17 protein-coding genes (2 of these 17 running past the window's edge) are annotated in these 14,933 nt (G+C 65.4%); 9 read left to right on the top strand and 8 right to left on the bottom strand.

Features of this window, described 5'->3' with window-relative positions:
* Window positions 1-253: 253 nt before the first annotated feature.
* From CTR53_RS15550 to CTR53_RS15535, 4 genes are all read right to left on the bottom strand, one after another.
* Window positions 254-556 carry a hypothetical protein gene (locus CTR53_RS15550; RefSeq protein WP_290815300.1) on the bottom strand — a complete coding sequence of 101 codons (303 nt, stop codon included), beginning with the start codon at window positions 554-556 and terminating at the stop codon, window positions 254-256.
* 50 nt (window positions 557-606) lie between these two features.
* Window positions 607-1,797, bottom strand: a complete 1,191-nt coding sequence (locus CTR53_RS15545) for a benzoate/H(+) symporter BenE family transporter (protein WP_290815297.1) — start codon at window positions 1,795-1,797, stop codon at window positions 607-609.
* Window positions 1,798-1,877: 80 nt separating this feature from the next.
* Window positions 1,878-2,165 (bottom strand): GIY-YIG nuclease family protein, encoded by a 288-nt coding sequence (locus tag CTR53_RS15540; protein WP_290815295.1) that lies wholly within the window; start codon window positions 2,163-2,165, stop codon window positions 1,878-1,880.
* Window positions 2,166-2,406: 241 nt separating this feature from the next.
* Window positions 2,407-3,426, bottom strand: coding sequence for an NAD-dependent epimerase/dehydratase family protein (locus CTR53_RS15535; RefSeq protein ID WP_290815293.1), 1,020 nt, complete (start codon window positions 3,424-3,426; stop codon window positions 2,407-2,409).
* A gap of 209 nt (window positions 3,427-3,635) precedes the next feature.
* On the opposite strand from CTR53_RS15535, the gene CTR53_RS15530 reads away from it, so the two are divergent.
* Window positions 3,636-4,433, top strand: coding sequence for a GntR family transcriptional regulator (locus tag CTR53_RS15530; protein ID WP_290815291.1), 798 nt, complete (start codon window positions 3,636-3,638; stop codon window positions 4,431-4,433).
* A gap of 21 nt (window positions 4,434-4,454) precedes the next feature.
* Here CTR53_RS15530 and CTR53_RS15525 read toward each other — a convergent pair whose 3' ends face one another.
* A complete protein-coding gene (locus CTR53_RS15525) occupies window positions 4,455-5,180 on the bottom strand; it encodes an SDR family oxidoreductase (RefSeq protein WP_290815289.1) in 726 nt (241 codons plus the stop codon).
* 128 nt (window positions 5,181-5,308) lie between these two features.
* On the opposite strand from CTR53_RS15525, the gene CTR53_RS15520 reads away from it, so the two are divergent.
* Complete coding sequence (locus CTR53_RS15520) at window positions 5,309-5,947, top strand: TetR/AcrR family transcriptional regulator (RefSeq protein WP_290815287.1); 639 nt, start codon at window positions 5,309-5,311, stop codon at window positions 5,945-5,947.
* 77 nt (window positions 5,948-6,024) lie between these two features.
* Here CTR53_RS15520 and puuE read toward each other — a convergent pair whose 3' ends face one another.
* The 3 genes from puuE to CTR53_RS15505 form a co-directional block, all read right to left on the bottom strand.
* A complete protein-coding gene (puuE, locus tag CTR53_RS15515) occupies window positions 6,025-6,990 on the bottom strand; it encodes an allantoinase PuuE (protein WP_290815284.1) in 966 nt (321 codons plus the stop codon).
* 2 nt (window positions 6,991-6,992) lie between these two features.
* A complete protein-coding gene (locus CTR53_RS15510; RefSeq protein WP_290815752.1) occupies window positions 6,993-8,165 on the bottom strand; it encodes an ArgE/DapE family deacylase in 1,173 nt (390 codons plus the stop codon).
* Between the two features lie 76 nt (window positions 8,166-8,241).
* On the bottom strand, window positions 8,242-9,477 hold the full coding sequence (locus tag CTR53_RS15505) for an allantoate amidohydrolase (protein WP_290815282.1): 1,236 nt from the start codon (window positions 9,475-9,477) through the stop codon (window positions 8,242-8,244).
* A gap of 134 nt (window positions 9,478-9,611) precedes the next feature.
* Here CTR53_RS15505 and CTR53_RS15500 point away from each other — a divergent pair, with 134 nt between their 5' ends.
* The gene (locus tag CTR53_RS15500; protein WP_290815280.1) at window positions 9,612-10,886 is read left to right on the top strand and encodes an AGE family epimerase/isomerase; all 1,275 of its coding nucleotides are present in this window, start codon (window positions 9,612-9,614) and stop codon (window positions 10,884-10,886) included.
* A 13-nt stretch (window positions 10,887-10,899) separates the two neighbouring features.
* Window positions 10,900-12,168 carry a glycerate kinase gene (locus CTR53_RS15495; protein WP_290815278.1) on the top strand — a complete coding sequence of 423 codons (1,269 nt, stop codon included), beginning with the start codon at window positions 10,900-10,902 and terminating at the stop codon, window positions 12,166-12,168.
* 175 nt (window positions 12,169-12,343) lie between these two features.
* Window positions 12,344-13,627, top strand: a complete 1,284-nt coding sequence (locus tag CTR53_RS15490) for a serine hydrolase (RefSeq protein WP_290815276.1) — start codon at window positions 12,344-12,346, stop codon at window positions 13,625-13,627.
* A gap of 34 nt (window positions 13,628-13,661) precedes the next feature.
* Window positions 13,662-14,183: a 2-oxo-4-hydroxy-4-carboxy-5-ureidoimidazoline decarboxylase gene (uraD, locus tag CTR53_RS15485; protein ID WP_290815273.1), complete on the top strand. Its 522-nt coding sequence runs from the start codon at window positions 13,662-13,664 to the stop codon at window positions 14,181-14,183.
* A 10-nt stretch (window positions 14,184-14,193) separates the two neighbouring features.
* Complete coding sequence (uraH, locus tag CTR53_RS15480; protein ID WP_290815272.1) at window positions 14,194-14,550, top strand: hydroxyisourate hydrolase; 357 nt, start codon at window positions 14,194-14,196, stop codon at window positions 14,548-14,550.
* A gap of 14 nt (window positions 14,551-14,564) precedes the next feature.
* A protein-coding gene (locus CTR53_RS15475; protein WP_290815269.1) for a nucleoside deaminase crosses the window boundary here: on the top strand, window positions 14,565-14,933 show its 5' portion. It continues 42 nt past the right edge of the window; the window shows 369 of its 411 coding nt (coding positions 1-369); its start codon is at window positions 14,565-14,567; the stop codon falls past the right edge of the window.
* Window positions 14,884-14,933 carry the beginning of a Crp/Fnr family transcriptional regulator gene (locus CTR53_RS15470; RefSeq protein ID WP_367158984.1) on the top strand. It continues 628 nt past the right edge of the window, so 50 of the gene's 678 nt are visible here — the first part of the coding sequence; its start codon is at window positions 14,884-14,886; the stop codon falls past the right edge of the window. The genes CTR53_RS15475 and CTR53_RS15470 overlap by 92 nt, the downstream gene beginning before the upstream one ends.

Raw genomic sequence — 14,933 nt, 5'->3', positions numbered from 1 at the left:
AGCCGTTTGATTTTCGGCTCTATTCTGCTGATAACCCGATTCCTCATAACGGTCAAGTCGTTTTCGTGTTGAGCGCGTAGGCGCGCATAAAATAACGAGGAAGAGCCCGCATTCCTCATAAAAGCTCTCACGGTAAAGGGATTTTCAAGGATGTTCTAAAAATAATTATTATATTTCAGTATATTATATGAATATCGCATCAGAGCTATGATATGAGTTTACTCATAAGGATGCTGTAAGGACGTAGTCCGGATCAGCCCTTGCCCTGACCGCCATGGCGGCCGTAGCGCGCTTCCTTCGGCTTCCTGGTCGGCCGCAGTGGGCCACCCTGCGGATCGCATAAACCCTCGGGCAGTTCGCGGTCCTGCACGAAATCGTCGTGATGCTCGGCGGCGAACTGGTCGTTGCCATAGGTGCCGGGGCCGACGCGTTCCCGCTGCGGCGAATTCTTCACCAGCGGTTCGGTATGCAGCGGCCCGGTGCCGCGGCCGTGATCGCCGGGCTCCAGCGTGAACTGGCTCGGTTGCGGAATCGGCGGGGGTGTCTGTCTGGACATGGCGGGCCTCCTTGTTACAGAAGAAAACCCGTTCGAGCGGCCGAGGTTCCTTAAGCTTTGCGCCGCCACCGCGTCAGCGCCAGGATGGCGCCGCCGGCGATCAGCCCCCAGAAAGCGCCGCCGATGCCGAACAGCGTCAGGCCGCTGGCGGCAACGATGAAAGTGATCGCGGCGGCCTCGCGGCTTTCGGGATCGGACAACGCGGCCACCAGCGAATTGGCGAAAGCGCCGAGCAGGGCGAGCCCCGCGACAGCTTGAATCAAGAGAGGCGGCGCGGCGCTGAACACCGCCGTCGCTGCCGTCGCCAGCAGGCCGAAGACGATATAGCCGACACCGGCGACGACGGCAGCGACCCAGCGCCGGGCCGGATCTGGATGCGCCTCGGGTCCGGCGCAGATCGCCGCTGTGATGGCGGCGAGGTTGACGGCATGGCCGCCGAAGGGCGCGCCTAATACCGAGAAAATCCCGGTCTCGCGGAACAGCGGCGCCGGATCTGGCCTGTAGCCGTTGGCCTGCAGCACGGCGATGCCGGGGATGTTCTGCGATGCCATGGTGACGATGAACAGCGGCAGCGCGATACCGAGCAGCGCACTCACTGAGAATTGCGGCGGCACCAGGATCGGCTGCGGCCACAGGGTGGCGATGTCGAGGGTGTTCAACTCACCGCCGGCGACAATGAAACCGAGCGTGACCAGCACGGCGGCCGGCATCGCATAGAGGCGTTTCCACTTTGCCACCAGCGCCCAGACGATCACGATGCTCAGGCCCGCGACCGGCAGCGCAGCCACGGCTTTCACTGGCGCAAGGCAGAGGCTGAGCAGGATGCCGGCCAGCATGGCATTGGCCAGCGGCGACGGAATCGCGGCGACGGCGCGGCCGAGCGGTTTCCACAGGCCGGCCAATGTCAGCAGCGCGCCGCAGATGAGAAAGGCGCCGACCGCGCCGGCAAAGCCGCCGGCGATTTCATGGCCGGCCGAAGCTGCGAGCAGCGCGCCGCCCGGCGTCGACCAGGCGATGCTGATCGGCATGCGCGTGCGTAAGGAGAGGAGAATGGCGCAGACGCCCATGGCGAGGCTGAGCGCCATCAGGCCGGATGCCGCCTGCGCCTGCGTCGCGCCCACGGCGATCAGCCCCTGCAGGATGACGGCAAAGGACGAGGCAAAGCCGACGAAGGCGGAGAGCAGCCCGGCGGCTACGGCTGACGTGATCGGGGCGGGGGCGAGGGAGGGGGAAGAGGACATGGATGGATACTAGGCGAGGCACCGCCTTCAACACCACCGTCATGGCCGGGCTTGTCCCGGCCATCCATCAGACGAATGGGTCAGGTCAGATCGTCGTAGAGATCGCGCCAGTCTGGGTTCAGGGCGTGAATGGTGCGCAGCTTCCAGGCGCGCGGCCAGCGCTTGATCGATGTCTCGCGCTGGATGGCGGACTGAATGGTGTCGTGCGCTTCGGCGTAGACCAGCTGCGTCAGCCGATAGCGTTTGGTGAAGCCACCGGCGTCGCCCGTGCGATGTTCATGCACGCGCCGTTTGAGATCGGCCGTCACGCCGACATAGAGCGTGCCGTTTGGTCCGTTGGTCATGATGTACAGCCACCCGCCCGCCATACACTGACGCTGGCACGGGATGGATGGCCGGCACAAGGCCGGCCATGACGGAAGGGGGTAATGCCTATGGAGATCGTACGGGATGGACCCTCGGGGCAAGCCGAGGGTGACGGTTATGTTGCTGCACAAGGCCGGCCATGACGGACTAAGAGGGAGCTACATACGAGGGAGCTACATACCCTCGTATTTGTCCCGGCAGGCTGCCGTTACGGATGTCGAAACGCGGCGGCGGCGGCAGCTGTCACTGCGACAGCAGGCGGCTCGACCAGTGCACGCCGAAGGGCGTGACCGGTTCGAGGCCGGGGATATTCGTCGGCGTCGGCGGCTGCAGGCGGCTCAAGGTCTGGCGCAGGCCGTCTTCCAGCGCCGTCGTTGCAGCGATGCGCAGATGACGGATCGCGGCCGACGGATCGCCGAGCGAGCGGCGGATATCGCCGGCGCGGGCAGGCGTCGACTGCAGGCGTAGCGGCCGGCCGCTCAGCCGCGCGATCATCGCGGCCAGTTCGCGGATACGCGTCGGCTGTCCAGTGCAGACATTGAACACGCCGGCGGCGGCCGGGCGGCGGTCGCGCTGGCGCTCCAGCAGGCGGTCCATCGCCGCCACCAGATGCGCGGCCGTATCGGCGACGAAGATGAAATCGCGCAGCTGCTCGCCATCGCCATGCAGCTGCATCGGTTCGCCATCCATGGCGCGGGCGGCGAAAATGCTGATCACGCCGGTATAGGACGAGGCTGGATCCTGGCGCGGGCCGTAGACATTGAAAAAGCGCAGGCCGGCTGTCGGCACGCCATGCAGGCTGGCAGCGATGCGGGCGTGCAGCTCGCAGCCCAGCTTGTCGGCGCCATAGGCGTTCAGCGGTCGCGCCGGCGCCATTTCCGACAGGCGCTGATCGCCGCTGTCGCCATAGACCGCGGCCGAAGATGCATAGACCACCGGCACGGCGCGGCTGCACGCGGCCTCGAAGATGGTGATCGTGCCGGTGAGATTGGTGCGATGGCTGCGGAGCCAGTCCTCGGCGGAGGTTTGCAGGCTGGTATCGGCGGCGAGATGAAAGCAGCCCATCACGCCTTTCATGGCCAGCGCCACGATGGCGGCATCGGCGACATCGCCGATCATCAGTTCGGCTTCCGGCGCCAGGTTATGGGTGCGGCCGGTGGAAAGATCGTCCAGCACGCGCACGCGGTGGCCCTGACGCAGCAACAGGTCCACCAGATGGGAACCGATGAAGCCGCAGCCGCCGGTGACAAGGAATGTGGGCATTCGGGCCGTCCCGATCTACGCAAACGAGACTGTGGAAACGCCTGTCGGAACAGCCAGTTCCCCAGGACAGCGGCCGGGTGGCGGGACGTCGGCGATATAGCCGGAAAACCGGCAATCGTATACGATCGCTTCCGGGGATTGTCCGGGGGACAGGCATGGCGCGGGCCGGAGCAAAGAGTCAGGCGGCAAAAACTCAGCGCGGCGCGGCCATGACCAGGGCCGACCGTAAGATCACGCCGGCCGAAGCAATGGCAGTGCCGCGGCTGCCCCGAACTGCAGCCGTATCGGCGACGGGGAAAAAGCCGGGTCGCAGGGCGGTGGACGACGCCACCATCTACGACAGCGTCTATACCGCCATCGTCGACCAGATCATCCTGCCGGGCACCAAGCTGCCCGAGGATGTGCTGGCCAGGGCTTTCGGCGTCAGCCGCACGCGCATCCGCAAGGTGCTGCTGGCGCTGGCGCATGAGAATCTCAACCTGGTGACCCTGCAGCATAACCGCGGGGCATCGGTCGCCAAGCCGGGCGAGCAGGAGGCGCGCGAGGTGTTTGCCGCGCGCCGCGTGGTGGAGGCCGGGATTATCGCGGAACTGGCGCGCCGCATCACACCGGACCAGGTGGCAAGTTTGCGCCGCTTCGTGGCACGCGAGCATGACGCCGAAAAGCACCGCGATCGCCGCATGGCGATCAAGCTGTCGGGCGAATTCCACCTGGAGATCGCCAAGCTGATCCGCAACGAACCTTTACTCGTGTTCCTGCGCGCGCTGATCTCGCGCACCTCGCTGATCGTCGCGGTCTATGAAATGCCGGGCAGCAGCCTGTGCAGCCATGAAGAGCACGGCGCGCTGCTCGACCGGCTCGCCGCGCATGATGTGGCCAGCGCGGTGCGCTACATGGATGAGCATCTGCAGCGGCTGGAAGACAGCCTCGATCTCAGCGCCGGCCGGCGCAAGCCGGTCGATCTGCAGGATGTGTTTGCGCGGATGGCCGGCGGCAGCCGCAAATAGCACCGCCGGCCGCGGCTTTATTCAGGCATTGGTGCCGCCGTCGACGGCGATCTGCGCGCCGGTGATATAGCTGGCGGCGTCGCTGGCGAGGAACACCACGGTATCGGCAATCTCCTGCGGCCGGCCGTAACGGCCGAGCGCAGTGAATGCCGCCTGGCTGGCAGCATATTCGCCGTCGGCCGGGTTCATGTCGGTGTTGGTCGGACCGGGCTGCACGACATTGACGGTGATGCCGCGCGGGCCGAGGTCGCGGGCCAGGCCGCGCGTCATGCCGGTCATCGCCGCCTTGCTCATCGAATAGAGCGTGATGCCGGGCTGGCGCACGTTTTCGCCCAGGCAGGAACCGATGGTGATGATGCGACCACCGTCCTTCATCTGCCCGGCGGCCGCCAGCGCGGCCACGTAAGGCGCGCGGGTGTTCACCGCCAGCACCTTGTCGATATTTTCCAGCGTGTCCTCATAGGTCACGATGCCGGCATTGTTCACCAGGATATCGAAGCGGCCGAAGGTCTTTGCCGTCTGCGCCACGGCCGCCTGCACGGCTTTGGCATCGGCGCTGTCGGCCTGGATCGCGATGGCCTTGCCGCCGAGGTCTTTGACCACGGCCTGCGCCTTGTCGGGCGAGGCGGAATAGGTGATCGCCACATCGGCGCCAGCCGCAGCCAGCGCCCTGGCGATGGCGGCGCCGATGCCGCGGCTGGCGCCGGTGACGAGCGCGGCCTTGCCTTTGAGATTGAGGTCGGTCATGGGGAGTCTCCTTTGTTGTGTAGTAATCGATACAGAATGTGAGGCGGAGGATAGGGGCTTGCCGGCCGGGGTCAAGCGCTTTATTTATCGATTGCTACAGAATTGGAATGGGAGCGCAGGAAACGGTCATGGCCGTGCGCAGGGTCACAAAAGCTCAGAAGCCGGCAAAAGGCCGGCCGCGCAGCTTCGATCGCGCCGCGGCGCTCAGGGCCGCGATGGAGGTGTTCTGGCAACGCGGCTATGAGGCGACCTCCTTAAGCGACCTGACCGGGGCGATGGGCATCAATGCGCCGAGTCTTTACGCAGCCTTCGACTGCAAGGAGGCGCTGTTCGGGGAAGCGCTCGATCTCTATCAGGTCACCGAGGGCGCCGAACCGCAGCGGCTGCTGGCACAGGGCAGAACGGCGAAGGAAAGTTTTGCGGCGATGCTGCGTTTCCATGCCGGCGATTATGTGAATCCGCAGAAGCCGCCGGGCTGCATGGTGGTGCTGGCCGCCATTGTCGGTGCGCCGGAGAACAAGAGCGTGCGCGGGCTGATGACCAAGACGCGCCGCAGTGCGGTCGAGATGCTGGCGGCGCGGATTCGGCGCGGGATCACGGCGGGCGATGTACCGAAGGGCGCCGACGCCGTGGCGATGGCGACGTTTTACACGACGCTTATGCAGGGCATGTCGATCCAGGCGCGTGACGGCGCGACGAAGAAGCAGCTGCTGGCCACCGTAGAAGCGGCAATGGCGGCGTGGGATGGCATGGTGGGGAAGAGGTAATCCTCGACGTCGTTCCCGCGAAAGCGGGAACCCAGAACAACCGTCAGACTGGGTCCCCGCTTTCGCGGGGACGACGATCACCCCTTAAACGGATGCACCGTCTTCCAGTGCTCGGCAATGTCGATACGCCGCGCGATCCAGACCTTGTCGTGTTTCTGGATGTAATCCATCAGCCGCGCCAATGCCGCCGCGCGACCCGGCCGGCCGATCAGGCGGCAATGCAGCGCAATCGTCATCATCTTGGGCGCGCCGTCGTTGCCCTCGCGATAGAGCACATCGAAGGCATCCTTCACATGGCTCTCGAAATCCGCGCCGGTGGCAAAACCGTGCAGCTGGCCGAATTTCATGTCGTTGTTGTCGAAGGTATAGGGCAGCATCAGCAGGGGCTTTTTCCCTACCGTCGTCCAATACGGCAGGTCGTCGTCGTAAGCATCCGACGCGTAGACCAGGCTCTTCTCTTCGGCGACCAGTTTGAGTGTGTTGGACGACAGCCGCCCGGTATACCAGCCCTGCGGTGCCACGCCGGTCGCTTGGCGGATCGCTTCGATGGCCAGCTTCATATGGGCGCGTTCGGTCGCCAGCGGTATCTTGCTGTAATCGATCCAGCGCCAGCCGTGGCTCGCGACTTCGTGGCCCTGCTCGTGCATCGCAGCGGCCGCTTCGGGATAGCGCGCCACTGCCATGCCGACGGCCCAGGAGGTGAAGGGGATGCCACGTTCGGCGAACAGACGCAGGATGCGCCACAGGCCGGCGCGGCTGCCGTAGTCGTAGACCGATTCCACCTGCTCGTCGCGCATCTTCTCGCGCGGAACACCGCCGGGCACTTCATGCAGGAAGGCTTCCGACGTCCGGTCGCCATGCAGGATGCTGCGCTCGCCGCCTTCCTCGTAATTCAGCACGAAGCTGACCGCGACTTTGGCGCCGCCCGGCCATTTCGGATCAGGCGCATTCGGGCCATAGCCCTTCAGGTCGCGCGGATAGGGCTTTTTGCCGAGAGCCGCCGCGACAATATCGATCTTTTTTGCAGCCTTCTTTTTCGCCATGCTCAGCCCAGCAGTTCGTACAGCGTGCGGGCGACGACTTCCGTTGCTTTATAAAGGTCGCTGAGCACCAGCTTCTCGTCGGCGCGATGGCCGTTGGCTTCCAGCAGGTTGCGCGGCCCGGCACCGTAGAGCACCGTCTTCACGCCGGCGGCCGAGTAATGCCGCGCATCGGTGTAAAGCGGGATGCCTTCTGTTCCCACGGGCTTGCCCATCACCTCGGTGGCGTTGCGCGTCAGCATCTCGATCAGCTTTTCCACGCCGGGCACGCCGCCGAACGGCCGCGCCAGCAGCACCTGCCTGACCTGTACGGAGATGCCGGGCAGGCCGGCAACGGTCTTGGCGATCAGGTCGCGCAGGCCCGCTTCGACCTGCTCCGGATTTTCTTCCGGGATCATGCGGCGGTCCAGCCGCAGCGACACGCGGTCCGGCACCACATTGGTGTTGATGCCGCCCTTGATCAGGCCGACGACCAGCGACGGCGTGGTGATGCCTTCCACCTTCGAGCATGTGCCGCTCAGCGTGTCGCGATAGGCATAGAGCGCGGTCAGCACCTTGGTGGCGGCTTCCAGCGCGTCATGGCCGGTGTCGGGCCGCGCGGCATGCGCCGACAGCCCGTTGACGGTCACTTCCAGATGCAGGCAGCCGTTATGCGCTGTCGTCACCGCATAGGAGAAGCCGGCCGAGAAAGCGTAATCGGGCTTGGAGAGTCCGGTCTTGAGAATCCATTCCGGGCCGATGCCGCCGCCGACCTCCTCGTCATAGGTCAGGTGCAGTTCGATGCTGCCTTTGATCGGCTTGTCGAGTTTCTGCAGCGCGAGCAGGGCATAGGCGTAGGTGACGAAATCGGATTTCGATACCGCCACGCCGCGGCCATACATCACGCCATCCTTCACCACGGCGGCGAAAGGATCGACGCTCCAGCCTTCGCCGGGCGGCACCACGTCGCCATGGGCATTCATCGCCACCACGGGTCCGTCGTCGAATTTTTTGCGCACAATCAGATTCGTGCAACTGATCATGCCGTTGGCCTGCACCAGATCGGCCGGCACCGGATGCTGCTCGACGGTGAAGCCGAGGCTTTCCAGCAGCTGGGCGGCGCGTTTGGCATGCGGCGCGCAGTCGCCCGGCGGATTGTCGGACGGCACCTTCACCAGTTCGGCCAGCATGCCGGCCATGTTGCCCTGCTCGGCGGTGACGAAATCGTGGATCGCCGTGACGACGGCCTTGTCGATGGTCATGGGAAAAGCCTGATCACTGGACGGGTTTGAAATTCTCGATGAAATGCAGCAGCGCCGCGGTCGCCACTTCCACATCTTCGGGCAGCACGGCTTCGAGCGGATTGTGGCTGATGCCACGCGTGCAGCGCATGAAGATCATGCCGATGGGGCAGAGCGGCGCCAGCGTGGCGGCATCGTGGCCGGCACCGGACGGCAGCCGCATGGTCGGCAGCCCTTGCGCCTTGATCGCGGCCTCGGCGGCCTCCATCAGCGCCGGATGGCACGGTGTCGAGGTGCTGGCGTAAAGCTCGGTGATCCTGACTTCCAGCTTGCGGCGGGCGCAGATCGCCTTGATCTCTTTCAGCACATCGGCAATGGCGGCATCGCGCACGCTGTCTTCGGCGGCGCGGATGTCGATGGAGAAGATCGTCTTGCCCGGAATCACGTTCATCGCGCCGGGCAGCGTCTCCAGCACGCCGACGGTGCCGACCAGGGTCGGCGTGCCGGTGCAGCGCGTCTCGATATACTGCACGGCCTCGGCGGCGGCGAGCAAAGCATCCTGACGCTGACCCATCGGCACGGTGCCGGCATGACCGGCCAGGCCAGTGATCTCGGCGCGCAGCCGCTTGGCACCCGAAATTGCTGTCACGACGCCGAGTGCCAGGCCTTCATGCTCCAGCACCGGGCCCTGTTCGATATGCAGCTCCATGAAGGCGGCGATACTGCCCGGCTTGCGCGCGCAGGCGCCGACTTTGGCGGGATCGAGGCCGAACGCCTGATAGGCGTCGCCCATGCTGACGCCCTGCTTGTCGGTCTGCTTCAGCATGGCACCGTCGAAAGTGCCGGCCACGGCGCGGCTGCCGGCCATGCTGGCGCCGAAGCGGGTGCCTTCCTCATTGGCGAAACCGACCAGTTCGATGGCAAAGGGCAGCCGCTTGCCGCGTTTGTGCAGGTCCGCGATGCAGGCCAGCGGCGCGATCACGCCCAGCATGCCGTCGTATTTGCCGGCATTGCGCACGGTATCCAGATGCGAGCCGGTCATCAGGGCAGGTGCGTCCGGATCGGTGCCAGCATAACGCCCCACCACGTTGCCGGCCGAATCATGCTCGACCTCCATGCCGGCCTCACGCATCCAGTCGGCGACGCGCAGATGGGCGGTGCGGTGTTCGGGCGTGAGAAAGGTCCGCTGCAGGAAGTCGGGGCTTTCGCTGATGCGGCCGAGTTCGTCGAGCTGCGCAAGCATGCGGTCGGCGAAGCGGGTGGCGGCCATGGGCTGTAGTCCTGTCGTGACGCTGGAATATTGTATACAGTTGTTGACTGTAACACCGGGCCGCCATCGAGGCCAAGCGCGGGTTGGCGACGCCGGCAATGGTTCGGGATAAATTTCCGGGGAGAGAAACGTCGGTGGCCGGCAATGCCTCGAAATATGCCGCCGGACATGGCAATGAAGGCACCGTGACCAAGTCGTCGTCCGTCCTGCCACCGTTCAGCGAGCCGCAGCGCAGCACCGCGCAGCGCTTCGTCCGTCATGTCTTCGTCGACATGGCGGGGCTCTGGCTCGACCACGGCTGGGATGCCGCCGGCAGCCACAATATCGAACGGCTGCAGGCCGCCGATCTGGCGCCGGTGCTGGTGGGCTACCGCCGCAGCATGGCGGTGGCGCGGCAGCTGTTCTTCTTTTCACAGGCCTGGCGCATCACCGGCAATGAAAAGTACGCCGCGCGCGCCCATGCACTTTATGCCGATCTCACCGGCCGGTTCTGGGACCACCAGCATCACGGCTGGTTCTTCAGCCTGAAGACCGGCGCGGATGCACAGGCGCCGGCCGATCCGCGCAAGGATGCCTACGGGCACGCGTTTGCGATCTTCGCGCTGGCCGAATATGGCGCGATCTTCGGCAAGAGCGCCGCGCTGGACTGGTCGCAGCGCACACTGGTGGCGATGAAGCAGCACCTGCTGCTGCCGCAGGGTTGGTACGCGCAATCTGCCAGTCGCGACTGGCGCGAACGCGACATGGCGCTGGAGCAGAATCCGCATATGCATCTGCTGGAGGCGCTGCTGGCGCTGCATGCTGCCACGCGCGATTCCGCCATATCGCAGGAGGGCGTGCTGCGCGATGCCGGCGATATCGTGCTGCTGTTCATGCAGCGGCTGCGCGCCGATGACGGCACCCGGGTGCTGGAGCATTTCGACGCCGCCGGCCGACCGGACGGGGAAAATGGCCGCATTGTCGAGCCCGGTCATTCCTACGAATGGGCCGGCCTGCTGCTGGATTATGCAGCGGCGAGTGGCGAGACGCAGTATCGCCAGATTGCCATGCCGCTGCTGGCCTGGGCCGATATGCATGGCGTCGATCCACAGCATGGCGGCATCTATGACCAGCTGGATACCGAAAGCCGGGTGGTCAGCGACCGCAAGCGGATCTGGCCGATGACCGAATGCGTCAAGCTGCAGGCGATGCGCGCCATCGCCATGGCGGAGCCGGCGGCCTATGCGGCGCTGGACCGCCGCATTGCTTTCCTGGCGCAGCATTATCTGACGCCGGGCGGCGGCTGGCGCGAATTCCTGCGCCGCGATCTCTCCCCCGACAGTGACTACCTGCCGGCCACCACGCCCTATCACATCGCCACCGCGGCGCTCAAAGTGGCGGAAGCCTATGGAATAAAGGTGACGTCATGACAGGGGTGAAACTATGACTGGCGATCCGGTTGCCCTGCTGCAGGCGATGTTCACGGCCGCGCGCGACGCCGCCGATCCGGCCCATTGCGTCGCGCCGCATCTGCCGCCAGTCCCTAAGGGGCGCACGGTGGTGGTCGGCGCCGGCAAGGCCGCCGCCAGCATGGCGCGCGCCGTCGAACTGGCCTGGCCGGCGGATGCCCCGCTCGAAGGCCTGGTGGTGACGCGCTACGGCCATGACGTGCCCTGCGACCGCATCCAGGTGGTGGAAGCCTCGCATCCGGTGCCGGATTCCGCTGGCGAAAAGGCCGCAGCGCTGATCCTGCAGAAGGTGCAGGGCCTGGGGCCTGACGATCTGGTGCTCTGCCTGATCTCGGGCGGCGGCTCGGCGCTGCTGTCGCTGCCCGCCGACGGCCTGACGCTGGCCGACAAGCAGGCGGTGAACCGCGCGCTGCTGTCCTGCGGCGCGAATATCGCGGAGATGAACTGCCTGCGCAAACATCTCTCCGCCATCAAGGGCGGGCGTCTGGCGGCCGCTGCCGCGCCGGCGCCGCTGGTCTCGCTGCTGATCTCGGACGTGCCGGGCGACGATCCCGCTGTCATTGCGTCCGGACCGACGGTGCCAGATCCGACGACTTACGCGGATGCAATGGCGGTGATCGAGAAATACGGCATCGACCTGCCGGCCAATGTGAAGAAGCATCTGGCCGCCGCGAAAGATGAGTCGCCGAAGCCCGGCGACAAGGCTTTCGCCAATACGACCATGAAAATGATCGCCACGCCGCAGATGGCTTTGGAGGCCGCAGCGAAAGTGGCGCGCGACGCCGGTCTCACGCCGCTGATCCTCGGCGATGCCATCGAGGGCGAGGCGCGCGACGTGGCGATGGTGATGGCCGGCATCGCCCGGCAGGTGCGCCGTCATGGCCAGCCGGCGAAAGCGCCCTGCGTACTGCTGTCGGGCGGCGAAACGACGGTGACCCTGCGCGGCAAGGGCCGCGGCGGGCGCAATGGGGAATTCCTCACGGCATTGGCGGTCGCGCTCGATGGCGCGGAAGGTATTTACGCGCTGGCCGCCGATACCGACGGCATCGATGGCAGCGAGGACAATGCCGGCGCCTGGCTTGCGCCCGACAGCATCGGCCGCGCCGCGATGAAGGGCATCGACGTGAAGGCCTGCCTGGCCAATAACGACGGCTACAGCTTCTTCCAGGCCGCCGGCAGCCTGGTGGTGACCGGCCCGACCCTGACCAACGTCAACGATTTCCGCGCCATTTTGATTCTTTAAAGATCAACCACAAAAGTGTCATGGCCGGGCCCAGAAAACGCTTCTTGGCCGGCCATCCACGCCTTCACTGGCGTGATATGCAGAACAAGATTTCGGCTGTTCGGCTGACTGAAAAGCAATTAGACGTGGATGGCCGGGTCAAGCCCGGCCATGACAAACTAAAGTGGGCAGTGGAATGTTGCGTCACTCCATCTTGGGTATGGGCCTTGTGCTGGCGCTGGCCGCCTGCACGCCGAGCGGTGGGGCGAAGGCGCCGCAACAGGCCGCAACGCCATCGGCCACCGCCATCCGCATGAATCCCGGCGGTCCCAACCTGCAGGACTATACCAACAGCCTCGGCCAGTATCCGCGCGCCACGCCGTTTACCTGGTGGCAGCCGGCCTACAGCGTCGATGCCTTCTCACGCATGGACGAGATTTTCAACGCCCGCACCGTGCGGCGGCCCGAGACGCCGCGCCCGTGGCGGCGTGCAACTGCCGAACCGGCGGTGCAGTATCTGATTCCGCCGGTGCGCGGCGGCGGACGCGCCAATCTCGACGGCTATCTGGCGCGCAATCCCGCCACCGGCCTGCTGGTGGCGGTGGGCGACACCATCCATGTCGAGCGCTACCAGTATGGCCGCGGCGAGACTCATCGCTTCATTTCCTTCTCAATGGCCAAGACGATCTGCGCCCTGCTGGTCGGTCTGGCGGTGCAGGACGGTGCCATCGCCTCCATCGAGGATTCGGCCGAGACATACGTGCCGGCGCTGAAGGGCAGCGAGTATGGCCGCACGCCGATCCGGCATCTGCTCACCATGTCGTCGGGCGTGCAGTTCCGCGAGGATTACGACGGCCTTGACGATTCCGCGAAACTCTCTCGCGCGCTTCTGTTCGGCACCGGCGGCGCCGGCGCGGTGCGGCAGTTCAACACGCGCGATGCTGCGCCCGGCGCACGCTGGTATTACGCCTCGGCAGAAAGCCAGGTGCTGGGGCTGGTGCTCACGGCTGCGCTGAAACGCCCGATTGCCGAGTATCTGTCGGAACGTATCTGGCAGCCGATCGGTGCTGAGGCCGATGCCAGCTGGGTGATCGACCGCACCGGCCAGGAGAATACCTCGTCGAACTTCAACGCTGTGCTGCGCGACTATGCGCGACTCGGCATGCTGCTGGCCAATGGCGGAAAAGTGGGCGAGCGGCAGGTGATCCCGGCCGCCTGGCTGCGCGAGATGACCCGGATGCATTTCGACAGCAATCATACCGGCCGGTGGTTCGGCTACGGTTTCCAGACCTGGATCTTCCCGGAGAACGACGGCAGCTTCGCCCTGCTCGGCGTGCGCGGCCAGACCATCTTCGTCGACCCGTCCCGCCGGCTGGTGATGGTGCATACCGCCGTGCGGCCCGATGCGCGCGATGCCGGCGGCGCTGAGACCACGGCCTTGTGGCGCGGCCTGCGCCAGTATTTCCCACGCAGGTCGTGATCGGCTATACAGGAAGCCGCATCCCGGAGGCGTCATGCAGCATGTCACGCTGAGTCTTGCTGACCTTAACCGCATGAGCGCGGCCGATTTCGTCGCGGCGCTGGGCGGCATTTTCGAACATTCGCCCTGGGTGCCCGAGCGCACCACGGCAAAGCGGCCGTTTTCCAGCCTCGACAGCCTGCATGGCGCCATGGTGCTGGCGATGTGGGCCGCGAACGAGTCCGAGAAGCTGGCTTTGCTGCGCGCCCATCCGCAGCTCGCCGGCAAGGAAGCCGACGCCGGCACGCTGACGGCGCATTCCACTTCGGAGCAGGACAGCGTCGGGCTGACCCGCCTGACGCCTGAGGAAAAGGCCAAGATCGTTGCGCTCAATGCCGCCTATCTGGAGCAACACGGTTTTCCCTTCATCATCGCGGTGAAGCTGCGCAGCAAGCGGCAGATTTTCGAAAGCTTCGAGCAGCGCGTGAACCATCCGCGTGACATCGAATTCACCACGGCACTGGCCGAGGTCGGCAAGATCGCCCGCATCCGCCTCGAAGCGCTGCTGGGCGAGTAGGAGACAGAGAATGGCCCGCCTGAGCACCCATGTTCTCGACACCATGAACGGCAGGCCGGCAGCCGGCGTGAAGATCGCGCTTTATCGCCTGGGCGATGGCGAGGCACGCAGCCTGGTGAAAGAGGTGGTCACCAATGCCGATGGCCGCACCGATGCGCCGCTGCTGACTGGCGACGACTACCAGTCCGGCCAGTATGAGCTGGTCTTCCGCATCGGCGATTATTTTCGCGGACTGGGCGCACACCTGCCGCAGCCGGCGTTTCTCGATGTCGTGCCGTTGCGGTTCGGCATTGCCGAGGCCGACGGGCATTATCATGTGCCGCTGCTGGCTTCGCCCTGGAGTTATTCGACGTATCGCGGTTCGTAACCCCGGAGGTTCCGATGTCCGGTCACGACACTTTCATGCGGCAGGCGATTGCGCTGAGCCGCATCCATATGAGCGCCAATGCCGGCGGGCCCTTCGGTGCGGTGATCGTGCGGGACGGCAAGGTGGTGGGCGAGGGCTGGAACAGGGTGACCTCGACCAACGATCCGACCGCGCATGCCGAGGTGATGGCGATCCGCGACGCCTGCACGCGGCTGGCGCGTTTCGATCTGAAAGGCTGCGTGCTCTATACCAGCTGCGAACCCTGCCCGATGTGCCTGTCAGCCACCTACTGGGCGCGAATCGACAAGGTCTATTACGCCAACGAACAGGCCGATGCGGCGGCGATCAATTTCGACGATGCCTTCCTGTATCGTCAGCTGGCC

This window comes from Ferrovibrio sp. (genome assembly GCF_002796975.1).
GTDB lineage: Bacteria > Pseudomonadota > Alphaproteobacteria > Ferrovibrionales > Ferrovibrionaceae > Ferrovibrio.
Note: the sequence above shows the minus strand (reverse complement) of the source record. Positions and strands in the feature narration are given on the sequence as shown.